The organism is Iodobacter sp. BJB302, from assembly GCF_002735645.1.
GTDB lineage: Bacteria > Pseudomonadota > Gammaproteobacteria > Burkholderiales > Chitinibacteraceae > Iodobacter.
Genome location: NZ_PDZG01000101.1, coordinates 1 through 11,275, shown reverse-complemented (window position 1 = coordinate 11,275; position 11,275 = coordinate 1). Strand labels below are relative to the sequence as shown.

Annotated in this window: 11 protein-coding genes; 1 reads left to right on the top strand and 10 read right to left on the bottom strand. The window is 50.4% G+C overall.

All coding sequences use genetic code 11. The annotated features are described in order from the left end of the window. The coding region (locus tag CSQ88_RS20720) for an IS3 family transposase (protein ID WP_143449393.1) at positions 1-91 on the top strand (91 nt) is incomplete at its 5' end. A gap of 53 nt (positions 92-144) precedes the next feature. On the opposite strand, the gene CSQ88_RS20715 is transcribed toward CSQ88_RS20720, so the two are convergent. The 10 genes from CSQ88_RS20715 to CSQ88_RS20675 all read right to left on the bottom strand — a co-directional run. Next, complete coding sequence (locus CSQ88_RS20715; protein WP_099399970.1) at positions 145-2,025, bottom strand: MFS transporter; 1,881 nt, start codon at positions 2,023-2,025, stop codon at positions 145-147. A gap of 172 nt (positions 2,026-2,197) precedes the next feature. Next, positions 2,198-3,292 carry an anhydro-N-acetylmuramic acid kinase gene (locus CSQ88_RS20710; RefSeq protein ID WP_099399969.1) on the bottom strand — a complete coding sequence of 365 codons (1,095 nt, stop codon included), beginning with the start codon at positions 3,290-3,292 and terminating at the stop codon, positions 2,198-2,200. 42 nt (positions 3,293-3,334) lie between these two features. After that, entirely contained in the window at positions 3,335-4,660 is a 1,326-nt protein-coding gene (locus tag CSQ88_RS20705) for a peptidoglycan DD-metalloendopeptidase family protein (protein WP_099399968.1), read from the bottom strand. A gap of 560 nt (positions 4,661-5,220) precedes the next feature. Beyond that, the gene (locus CSQ88_RS20700) at positions 5,221-6,087 is read right to left on the bottom strand and encodes a hypothetical protein (RefSeq protein ID WP_099399967.1); all 867 of its coding nucleotides are present in this window, start codon (positions 6,085-6,087) and stop codon (positions 5,221-5,223) included. A 418-nt stretch (positions 6,088-6,505) separates the two neighbouring features. Continuing rightward, positions 6,506-8,374, bottom strand: coding sequence for a StlD/DarB family beta-ketosynthase (locus CSQ88_RS20695; RefSeq protein ID WP_099399966.1), 1,869 nt, complete (start codon positions 8,372-8,374; stop codon positions 6,506-6,508). Then, the gene (locus CSQ88_RS20690) at positions 8,374-9,243 is read right to left on the bottom strand and encodes a fatty acid desaturase (RefSeq protein ID WP_099399965.1); all 870 of its coding nucleotides are present in this window, start codon (positions 9,241-9,243) and stop codon (positions 8,374-8,376) included. The genes CSQ88_RS20695 and CSQ88_RS20690 overlap by 1 nt, the downstream gene beginning before the upstream one ends. After that, on the bottom strand, positions 9,233-9,760 hold the full coding sequence (locus CSQ88_RS20685) for a sterol desaturase family protein (protein WP_218963163.1): 528 nt from the start codon (positions 9,758-9,760) through the stop codon (positions 9,233-9,235). Before CSQ88_RS20685 ends, CSQ88_RS20690 begins: the two co-directional genes overlap by 11 nt. 38 nt (positions 9,761-9,798) lie before the next feature. Beyond that, entirely contained in the window at positions 9,799-10,026 is a 228-nt protein-coding gene (locus CSQ88_RS23235) for a hypothetical protein (protein ID WP_218963162.1), read from the bottom strand. 127 nt (positions 10,027-10,153) lie between these two features. Continuing rightward, complete coding sequence (locus CSQ88_RS20680; protein ID WP_099399964.1) at positions 10,154-10,897, bottom strand: acetoacetate decarboxylase; 744 nt, start codon at positions 10,895-10,897, stop codon at positions 10,154-10,156. 289 nt (positions 10,898-11,186) lie between these two features. Then, a partial coding sequence (locus tag CSQ88_RS20675; protein WP_143449507.1) for an IS3 family transposase occupies positions 11,187-11,275 on the bottom strand: 89 nt, incomplete at its 5' end.

The window sequence follows — 11,275 nt, the reverse complement described above, 5'->3', positions numbered from 1 at the left end:
TTACATCCATTACTATAACCACGACCGAATCAAACTGAAGTTAAAAGGGCTGAGTCCTGTGCAATACAGAACCCAGCCCTTGAGCGCCTAGCTTTTATACTGTCCAACTAATTGGGGTCAGTTCAGAATTTCTCTGGCTGTTTTTTATTTCCAGTCGGCACGTAATGCTCTGACCTGCTGTTCTAAATATTGGCGGCTAGCCAGCTCTGCTGGTACAGGCTCGCCAACCATAAAGCCAATTTTGGCCCAGATACTGCGTGGCATCTTCATCATGGCCGCGCCATCTTTGCGGCTGAAAAAGCTGCCCCATAAACCTTGCAATGCAATAGGCACAACAGGCACGGGGGTGCGCTTAATAATTTCATCAATGCCAGGTTTGAAGGTGTTAATTTCACCTGTATGAGTGATTTTACCTTCTGGAAAAATGCAAATGATTTCACCATCATTTAAGTATTCAGCTACTTTATTAAATGCCTGTTCCTTCATGTTTGGATCTTCACGCATGGGGGCAATAGGAATGGTGCCAGCGGTGCGGAATATAAAATTAAGCACCGGGATTTTAAAAATGCGGTGATCCATTACAAAGCGCACAGGGCGGCGTATGGCGCCTGCAATAATCATGGCATCCATAAAACTTACATGATTGCAGACCAATACGCACGGACCTTTTTCAGGAATATTATCCAGGCCCTGATGGCGGACGCGATACAGCGTGTGCGTCATGACCCACACGAGGAAACGCATCATAAACTCAGGAATTAGTGTGTAGATATAAATGGATACGCCGATATTCATCAGCGCAACAATTAATAATAATCCGCGGATAGAAATGCCATTGCTTAGCAGGGCAATGCTGACACCGGCAGCCACCACCATAAACAGCGAATTCAGAATATTATTGGCGGCAATAGCCCGTGATGTGAATTCTTTTTCTGTACGCATTTGCACCAGCGCATAGAGCGGCACAATAAATAAACCACCAAATACGCCCATCAGTGCGATGTCGGCCATAATGCGCCAGTGTGAGGCTAGGCTGATAAATTCGGAAAATGAGTAATGCGTTCCTGATGGTTGGCCAATGGCAAAAAAGAGGTCAATGCCAAAGAAAGAAAGGCCTAAAGAGCCAAATGGCACCAGGCCCAGCTCAATTTTTCGCCCGGAAAGCTGCTCGCAAAGCACAGAGCCTAAACCTACGCCAATCGAGAAGAGGGCCACAAGCAGGGTATAAACTGCGGCATCACCGCCTAATATGTTTTTGGATAAGCTGGGAAGCTGGGTTAAATAAACCGCACCAAAAAACCAGAACCACGAAATACCTAATAAGCTGTTAAATACCGTTTTATTCTCTTTAACATGCTTAATAATTTGCCATGTTTCTGAAAAAACATTCCAGTTGATTTTAAGGTCTTTAACGGGGGCAGGGGCTGCAGGCATACTTCTGCTGCTGATCCAGCCTAAAATGGCGACACCAAGGCAGGCCCAGATAATTAAAGACTCACCATGCGGCTGGTGTTGAATAATCATGGTGCCGGCAATTTGCCCCAGAAGAATAGCTACAAAAGTGCCCATTTCAATCAGGCCATTACCGCCTAATAATTCCTGGTCTTTTAAATATTGCGGCAATATGGAGTATTTTAATGGCCCGAATAGTGCGGAATGCACGCCCATCATAAATAAGCAGCCCATCAGGATGGCGGCATCTTTTTGCCAGAAGCCTATGCCGGCCGCCAGCATAATGGCAATCTCAAGCAGCTTTACCCATTGTGCAACACGGGCTTTATCGTATTTTTCGGCTAATTGCCCTGCAAATGAAGAGAATAGAAAAAAAGGCAGAATAAAAATACCTGCAGCGGCATTGACCAGTGCATTAGCACTTAGCCCTGCTGCGGATAATCCATGAAATGTGATCATCACCAATAAGGCATTTTTAAATAAATTGTCATTAAATGCGCCCAGGGATTGCGTAATAAAGAGGGGCAGGAAACGACGTGACTTCAGAAGATCGAACTGGTTTGTCTGGTGCATAAAATCTTATCCGCAGGGAATTTCGCCCAAGTCTAACCGAGAAGGGGGCGTTATAGAACGGCTTTTTTTGCTTGTGGTTTGAATCTGCTCTTTTTATGCCGTTTTATGCGCGGTAAAGCGTGCAATGCCCTGCTTAAGTCTTTGAATCTGATGGGCTAATGGGGTGTTGTGCTTATGCAGGCCAAATCGCCCCGAGTATGCGTAAGCCCTGAGCGCCGGTGACGCCGGGAAGATTGGCTGGCTGACGATCCAGACAGCACTTTGCTAGCCAGGCAAAGGCGTAGGTTTCCATCCAGTCTGGTGCAACACCCAGCGCCGCTGTGGTGGTGATTTGGGTTTGTGGCAGCTCTAGGGCCAGCATGCGCATCAGGGTTGGGTTGTGTGCGCCGCCACCGCAGACATAAAGCGTGCTGATTTCATCTGCCCTGAGCGTATCGGCAATGCTGCGGGCGCTGAGGGCGCAGAGCGTGGCTTGTACATCGCAGGGGGCATCACTGCGCTGGCTTAGATGCATCTCCAGCCAGTTCTGATGAAATAAATCCCGGCCTGTGCTTTTGGGGGCTTTGAGGCCGAAATAGGGGTCTTGCAAAAATTGCTCAAGTAAATCCGGCAAGACTTGCCCGCTGGCCGCCCATGCGCCGTCTTTGTCGTAACGCAGGCCCTGATGCCGGTTAATCCACAAATCCATCAGTACATTGCCCGGCCCTGTATCAAAACCGCAGGCCGACTGTTGAGGGATAAGCAGCGAGATATTGGCGATACCGCCGATATTGACCAAGGCGCGTCTTTGCGCGGGGCTGGCAAACAGCGCCTGATGAAACGCGGGCACCAGCGGCGCACCTTGCCCGCCCGCAGCCACATCACGCGATCTGAAATCCCCCACCACACTGATGCCGGTTTTTTCGGCCAGGCGGGCGTGGTTGCCAATTTGCAGGGTGTAGCCACATTCCGGCCGGTGGCGAATGGTTTGTCCGTGATTGCCGATGGCTTCGATATCGCTGGCAGCATAGCCTGCCTCTGCTAACAAGGCATGGATGGCATCGGCGCAGGCATCAGAATGAGCGTTGGCGGCCAGCTGAGCCAGATGCAGCTCATTGGGCTGAGGCGATTGCAGGGCAAGCAACTGGCTGCGCAGATCATCGCTTAATGGCGTGCCCCGGGCTGCAATCAAACGGGGCGGCGTGCTGGAAAAATCCACCAGGGCGACATCAATGCCATCGAGGCTGGTGCCTGTCATTAAACCTAAAAATAGCCGTTGCCCGTTCAATTTATGATCTCTGTTATGTATTCTTTAACGTGAATTGCATACTTATTCGGCCCGGGCCTGCTCAATTCTTTGCAAGAAAGCCAGCTGGTTCCTGGTTTGAGCAGCGATAGGCTGAAAGTGCGCTAAGTAGCGGCTTTCAATGGGTTTTGCAGTCGGCAGCTTCAGTGCAATCGGGTCAACCTGCTGGCCGTTTACTTTAAATTCGTAATGCAGGTGCGGGCCTGTCACGCGGCCTGTTGCCCCTACAAGGGCAATGACTTCGCCCTGCTTGATTTTAGAGCCTTGCTTTAAGCCCGGAGTAAATGCCGACATATGCGCATACAGTGTGCTGTATTTGCCATCATGGCTAATTTCAATATGCTTGCCGTAGCCGCTATTGTCCTGGGTGATTTTGCTGATTACCCCATCTGCTGTGGACATAATCTTGGTGCCGGTGGACGCTGCAAAATCGATGCCTTTATGTTGGCGCCATGATTTTAACACGGGATGAAAGCGCAGCTTAAAGCCTGAGCTGATTCGGGAGAATTCAACCGGGTTTTTCAGGAAAGATTGCTTAAGACTATTGCCATCTGGCGTGTAATACGCGCCTTCTGTGCTGCCCGGCGGGGTGTACCAGAGTGCCTGCAGCGTTTTGTTTTTATCACTGAATTCGGCGGCCAGGATTTTCCCTGTTTTAATTTCAATTCCGTCGTGGGTAAAGCTTTCATAAACCACACTGAAACGGTCGCCTTTTTGCAAGCCACGGTGAAAATCAATCTGGCCGGAGAAAATATCGATTAATTGCCGGGTGACATCATCAGGAATATTCAGCTGATCGGTGCTGGCGTAAAACGAGCTATTAATCGTGCCGGATTTAACCACTGTGTGCTGCTGGGTAGTGGCTTCATCAATGCTGGCTTTAAAGCCGTCTTTCTGCCGGGTGATTTTGATTTCCTGGCTTTTATTGTTGAGATAATGCAGCTCAAGCAAGGCACCAGAGCGCTCTGTTTTAGCGCGCAGGCTGCGCCCGGTATGCAGCTCATACAGCGATCTGGCAACTGGATCGGTTTTGATAAATTGGCTGGCTTCTTTGTCGTCCACATTCAGCCGGTTCAGCACTGCTGACAAGGTGTCACCTGCGCGAATGACGTCTTCGTGCCAGATGGGGCTGTCACTTTGGGCGAATGATAAGGTTGGTGTTGCAATCAGCTCGGTTTGGGTATTAAGCGTGATTTCTTCCTTTGGCCCAAACTCTGCCACACCATAGGCGGTAAGGGTAATGCAGGAGGGAATCAATACAATAAGCCAACTGCGTGAAATAAAGCGGGGGGTGATGCTGGCAGAGCGGGTACTTATTCTTTTAACAAAATCCTGAATCATTCGAGGCATAGGATGACCGATAAAATGCACTGGCTATCTGGGTAGCAGGGCGTACGTTATAAGAAGAAAGGGCGGTTTGATCCGGTTTCATGCGTCTGACAGACTGCCTGGCATCGCATCAGCTGGCGGCACTATCACCCTGCCTGCCTATGTTTTCCGTGTTGCTGACCCGCTTTATGGGCATTACACGGTAAATTTGGCGCTTGTGAGGGGATTGCCCGCTTACACAGCTTAAGGCCGGCAGGCTGCAAGGGTGAATGGCTGGAGTAACGGCATTAGATAAGTTTTATCTGATTTTTGTTACATGAACAGTCTTAAATCCGACCGGCTGCCAGCATAACAGAATGCTAATTTTCGTCAAACTTCCTTTATTAACATTGGTTTAGCGTAATAATTACACTTAAAAATATGAACTGAATTTGCTTCCAAGATGATATCGAAAAGATGTCGCATGATGTTGGAATCCCTTTCGTTCAGCTGCCGGTCGTCTCAAAGAGCATGTTTTTTAGCCCGTGGTGTGGCTTTCTTTGTCAGAAATAATGACGTTAGCAAGAAAAAGCATTATGCATTCAGGATTGGGTGTGTTTCATCTGGCTAAGCAGGCAATGCAGCATTTCAGTTGATAGCCCATGTAAAACCAGCCGGTGGCCTGCATGTAAGGTAGAGAGCGGAACCAGCGGGTGTTTATTATTTAAAAGTAATAAATGCTGCGGCGTATTGAGCAGGGTTGCCACATAGACGCCCATGGTTTCATCCATTTGCAGCGAGTTGGCCGCACGCCAGAAATCATTGTCTGTAAGGAATAGCTGATAGACCGGTGTGAATATTTCGATCGCTGTTTGTACGTCTATCCAGTTTAAGCGCCCCTGCGGCATGGTTTTTAGCACCAGAGGTGGTTCGCTGATCATGCTGAAATCGATGTCTGCAACGGCCGCGAGTGTTTTGTCTTCATTGCGCAAGGCCTGGTTCAGCCGGATGATAAAGTTGAACAGGTTTAAATCGTGTTTCAGAAATAATTCATCGGTCAGATCATCAATTGTCAGTGGCCGCAGCGATGAAAGCGGCACGCTGACGGGGGCATTGCGCTCGATAAATTCAATAATCTGCGCGCCTAAATGAAAGTGCCGCAAGATCAGCCAGTTGGCTTCGGGGGACACAAAGCCCTTTAGCCCCCAGACCAAAATACGGTGCAGCATTTTGGAGGCAGACCAGTGCTTGGGCAGAATGACTTTTAAAATTTGAATCAGAATCATGCAAAGCCGGGCAATCGGCCGTACGAAAGGCAGCAGATACTGGCGCGAAGGCGAGGCCAGCTCGCTTAGCCAGGCACGTTTTACATGATCGGGCAGCGGGGTGCTTTGATCCAGATACATGGCAAGCCAGGGATTAGGATCGCGAGGGTCGTGGGCGGCTTGTAAGAAGTCGTCTTTAGGCATGGGGTGTTCCGATATTTTGATGGGGTTCGAGCACTGGGTATTTGAGATAAATGAATGGTCTTGTCTCAAATCCACAAGCAAATTCAAAAAGATCTTTTTTAGTGCCTTCGGCACGTTGATTTTGGTGCGGGCGTCCCGCTGGACCTTCCTTTCTTGTGTGGCCAAGAAACGAAGCCAAAGCAGGCCACCCCACGAAACACGAAGGCCCCTGCGCTGCGGACAAACGAGTCGGCGGCGGGCGGGATTGGCTCGTTCCTCGCTCCGGCGTGTTTCAAGGGGGAGATTTAAGCCCCGTGCAACCAGTAGTGATGGAACTACAGATTATTTAGGCTTCAAAAATACTTAAACCTAAGGAAAAACAACTTGATTCAAAGCTTTTTTTCTCCGTGAAACTCCGTGTTTCAAGATCTGGGTTTTACTAAATATGCTCAAACTGCATTAAATAAAGTTGTGCGCAGCGTTTTGCGGTGATGAGTATGGCGTGAGCAGCTTTGGGATCGATGGCGAGGGTGATTTCGACTGCGGCCAGCCAGCGGGCCAGATGGTGTTCGTCGTTAGCGCCGTGGTATTCCAAGAATTTAAAGGCTTGCGGAGGCAGGGCCACTTGCTGGCGCAGCATCGGTAAAAGGGCGGGCACGATGCGCTGGCCTGTGCCTTCGATAATATAAATTGCGCCCAATAGGCCGATTGGGTTGGGGGTTGCGGCGAGTGCATGCAGATAGCTGTTGAGCGCTTCGCCGCCGGGGTTACGTTTAAGTGCGGCCAGCGGCAGCCCGCCACCGGCGGCTTGGTAGTCCTGATACAGGATTTCAAAATCGTGCTGCTCGTCATTGGCGTGCAGCTCAATCAGGCTGGCGAGTGGGGCAAAATCGCCACTCAGCGAGGCCGCAGCTTCTCTCATCCACAAGCTGCCTTCGCGTACTTGTGGCACCCAAGCGGCGGTCCAGTTGCGGTAGCTCTCTATATCAAAATGCTGGTTCACCAGTTGCGAGATCACCGGGCTGCGCCAGACTTGCGAGCGATAGTCCTGCCAGAGGCTGGCTAGTTGAGTTAGTAAGGGTTGCAACGCAAGCGGGGCGTTCTCCGCCTGATGCGGAGCGGGGATATTGGGGTCGAAGGTGTCAGTTGGGGCGGTGGTAAGGGCTGGAGCGACAGGCTGACTGCTGCTGTTACTATCAACCACTTCAAACAACATATACGCCGCACTGATTCGTCCTGATTCCGGGATAAAGCAGAAAATCTTCTCACCGGCTTTAAGCGGTTTGGTTTGTAAAAAATCGGCCAGCATAATAAAAATAGACGCCGCCCCCGTGTTGCCACGCGTTGCCAGATTGCTATACCAGCGCTCTGCAGGGATACTCAGCCCTGCTTTGGCGAGTAAATCTTCAACCACTGGCATAAATTTAGCCGACGAGTAATGGCAAAGAAAATGATCGATATCGCTCGACGTAATCCAGCCTTCATTAACCAGCTTTACATACTCATGAATACACACATCAAACAGCTGCGGCAGCATGCGAATATCCTGGCGCAGAGACATTGCGCCTGCCGCTTCGGCCTCGCCGGAAGAAGCAAAATCGAGGAACGACCGGCTGCGATCTTCCGTCAGCCCCAGCTGCATACACACCGGATAATCACCAGAAAAGCTTTTTTGATGTATCCATTTAAGCTTGATATTCAGCCCTGCCTTGGGCTGGCGGCTAAGTAGCAGCGCGCCCGCACCATCAGATAGCATCCAGCGCAAAAAGTGCGCGTCAAAATCGCTTTGATAGCCGCGCGGGGCAAAGCGGCTTTTTTTGAACATGCGTGATGGCATTTCGGCGGCTACAGCCAGCGCTTGCTGATGAGCGCCAAGCTCAATCGCTTGTGCAGCAAATTCAATCGCGCTGACGCCTGCCGCACATACGCCCTGGCAGGAAACGGTTTGCATCGGCGGCGCGGCCAGCTCGCCCTGAATCATATTGGCAAAGCCTGGCATCAGCGCGTCGCCGCCCGATGAGCCTACGGCCAGCAAGCTCACTTTATCCAGCGATACTTGTGCTCTGTCTAAACACTGATGCACTGCGGCAGCGGCCATCCGGGCGTGGTTCTCAACAGTTTGGCCCTGTGCATCAATGCCGTAATGCCGTGTCTGGATGCCATTTTCAGCCAGAATACGGCTTTTGATCCGCATGGAAATACGGTTGATGGGCGCAATATAGGCATCCATCTCTTCGTTGCTGATGGCAGGCCCGGGCAGATGCAGCCCCGCTGCGGCAAGGTAAACATGTTCAAACTGAATCGGCATCAGGATTCCTTAGTGGGTTTCATCAGGCTATAGCTACGCCAGCGCGGGCAAACAGCGCTTAGAAAATAGCTGCGGCACATATACCAGAGCAGTGGGCCGGCATGAAGGCGGGGATCGACTTGATCACGGTATTGTAGATGGAGTTGGTTGAGTGCCGACCAGTGCGCGCGTGGATGGCGATGGTGCGCCGTATGCAGGCCAATATTAAACAGCAGCGGGTTCACCCAGCCTTCAAAATTGCGGGCAAAGTTAATCGGCGAGTTGCCGTCGGCATGGGCGTGTTGCAGGTAATTGGTAGCCAGCAGCCAGTGCAGGCCATAGAGCTGCGGCAGTAAGACAAAAATAAGAAACTTCTGCCAGTTAAGCCAGGCCAGAATGCCCCAGAGTAACAGTACGGCGGCGTATTGGCGCAGGCAGTAATAAAACACGCCAGCATGTCGCTGCCTTAAGCCCAGTAGCCAGCTCGTAAATAGCGGATAAAGCACGATCGTGGCTTGCAGTGGGTGTAAAAGATAGCCAATCAGGTTGTTGCTGTCGCCGCCAAAGCGATAGGTGCGCGCCACATCTTTGGGGCCGTGGTGATAGCGGTGATGATTGCGGATATGCGCCGGATAAAACACAAAGGTGGGGTGGCCCTGCAAGAGCGTGATCCAGAAGTCGCTAATCCGGTTGAGACGTTTGTTGTGCCACATCCGCAGATGGGTGTGATTATGGTGAATAACGCTGATGCCCAGTGTGAGAAAAAGCATCATGGCGAAAAGAGCCAGGTTGATTAAAGTACCCAGCCCGGTGCGCCATAGCCAGACCACTAGCAGTGGTTGCAGGATTAAATAGCTCAGGCTTTGCCAGTCACGCTGATTACGTAACATGGCGTTTAATCTGCTTGTCAGCGGCATCCGGCGGCAGGGCTGTATTTAATAAGCGGTCCATAAACGGAAACATAAAGCCATAATTGCCGTGAAAACAAGCATGGTGCAAATGATGGCGGCGCGCACCATTAAGCCACCAGCGATCATGATGGGCATCGGGCAGAAAATCGTAATTGGAATGGCCGATATTATTGAAAATAATGCTGAAAACAGGCACCGCCGCGAGTGAGTAAATCGAGAAATCGTGCACCAGCATCGGCAGCATAATCACATTACCCAGCATGATGGCTTCTATGGGGTGAAAGCTATAGGTTGACCAGGGTGTAGTGACAATTGAGCGGTGGTGGGGCAGATGAAAATGCTTTAGCCAGCGGGTGTGCAGCAGGCGGTGGTTGATATAAAAATGGATTTCATTCCAGATGACTAAGGCGCTGATCTCAAGGGTTAACTGTACCGCTGATGCCTGCAAGGCCAGGTGCGCCCAGCCCAGTTGTAATAAGCCCCATGGAAAAATCATCCCTGTGCCAAATAAAAAAATGGAGAGCAGTGAAAGGCTTAGTTCGCGGCGCAGTTGCTCCGGCCCTCAAGCACATGGCCATAGACGATTTTTGGCAGCAGCCAATGGCTTAAAAACCAGGTCAGCCCGCCAATGCCAAAATACAGCGCGGCAAAAAACAGCACGCCAATGCCCATGATTTCATGCCACTGAGTAGTCAGAATAAATTCGCGCACATTGTGACAAGTAAAAAGTGATAAATGATTGTATGCCAATTGGCTGGTCATTCACACTCACGCGGCTGATTTTATTGGCGTGCTTGTTATTTATTCATCCTGTTGTTGTTAGCTGTCTTGCAATGTGCTTACATTTATATTCCGGTTTTTGACGTGAATGCAGACCGCCCCAGCGCTATTATTGAGCCGCCAGATAGTCGTATACCACGCTGCCCATTCCCAGAGTGAGATCCGCCAGAATATGGGTGCCGCTGAGCACTTCAAGCACAGGCAATTGTGCAACAGGTGCCAGGGCATGTTGTGCCAGCTCTATGGCGGCAGGGCCTGTCCATGCGCCTTTTACGGTAACGTCTTCCAGATAGTAGCGAACTAATTCGCAAATGCGCGGGCTGCCATCTACATGCGGAATAATCTTAAGCAGATAATTGGCCGCCAGCAGGCTTTCCCGCACTTTGGCATGATCTAAAGCCTGATATTTATAGCCCATGGTGGCGGTGACCACGCGTACAGGGCCGTAATCCAGTGTGCCAAGGTAGGTGCTTTTATCGACAGAAAGTGAAGGCGAGGCAAGCTTTTTAGGAAAGCCCCACAGCTCGCGGCCACCGGCAATCGGTGCCTCTGCATTTAAATACATTGAATGCACATAGCCACCTGGCTTGCCATCAAACTGAACAGGAATCACCTGGCCCGATTCGGTATAGTCGCCAAAGCCGGAGCTGTCCGGCATACGGATAAATTCATACTTCACCACAGGCACATCAAAGCTGAGCGGCTCAGGCAAGATGGCGCGCAGCGCATCCGGATCAGTGCGGTAGGTAACAATCAGGTATTCGCGATTTACAAACCTGTAAGGCCCGGGTGGAAAAGCGGGATTGGTCAGTGGCATGGCAAACGCCTTGCGCCGGATGTCTGCAATATTCATATTTGCTCCTGAAGTAAGTAAGGCGAAGAGCGGGTCGCGCAATAAGCAGGCGGCTCGAAATAGCCAGCAGGTCGTTTTATGCCACTGAAACTGTTGAAGCAGTTTGCGTAAGATAATGACAGCGGGCTGATACTTAAGTGTATGTTAGTCAGTTTTTAATTTACACCAGATCTGTTTTATATTTCCGATTATTGTAATTTAATAACATCTATTCTTTGCTGAAGTATGATGACGGGTATAAAAAAAGCCCGTTTATGAACTGACCCCAATTAGTTGGACAGTATAAAAGCTAGGCGCTCAAGGGCTGGGTTCTGTATTGCACAGGACTCAGCCCTTTTAACTTCAGTTTGATTCGGTCGTGGTTATAGTAATGGATGT

What these genes read in the sequence shown, in the direction of transcription:
- CSQ88_RS20690 (WP_099399965.1), bottom strand. Translation starts at nt 9,243, where the DNA reads ATGTTACGTAATCAGCGTGACTGGCAAAGCCTGAGCTATTTAATCCTG.
- CSQ88_RS20700 (WP_099399967.1), bottom strand. Translation starts at nt 6,087, where the DNA reads ATGCCTAAAGACGACTTCTTACAAGCCGCCCACGACCCTCGCGATCCT.
- CSQ88_RS23235 (WP_218963162.1), bottom strand. Translation starts at nt 10,026, where the DNA reads ATGACCAGCCAATTGGCATACAATCATTTATCACTTTTTACTTGTCAC.
- CSQ88_RS20685 (WP_218963163.1), bottom strand. Translation starts at nt 9,760, where the DNA reads ATGATTTTTCCATGGGGCTTATTACAACTGGGCTGGGCGCACCTGGCC.
- CSQ88_RS20705 (WP_099399968.1), bottom strand. Translation starts at nt 4,660, where the DNA reads ATGCCTCGAATGATTCAGGATTTTGTTAAAAGAATAAGTACCCGCTCT.
- CSQ88_RS20695 (WP_099399966.1), bottom strand. Translation starts at nt 8,374, where the DNA reads ATGCCGATTCAGTTTGAACATGTTTACCTTGCCGCAGCGGGGCTGCAT.
- CSQ88_RS20715 (WP_099399970.1), bottom strand. Translation starts at nt 2,025, where the DNA reads ATGCACCAGACAAACCAGTTCGATCTTCTGAAGTCACGTCGTTTCCTG.
- CSQ88_RS20680 (WP_099399964.1), bottom strand. Translation starts at nt 10,897, where the DNA reads ATGAATATTGCAGACATCCGGCGCAAGGCGTTTGCCATGCCACTGACC.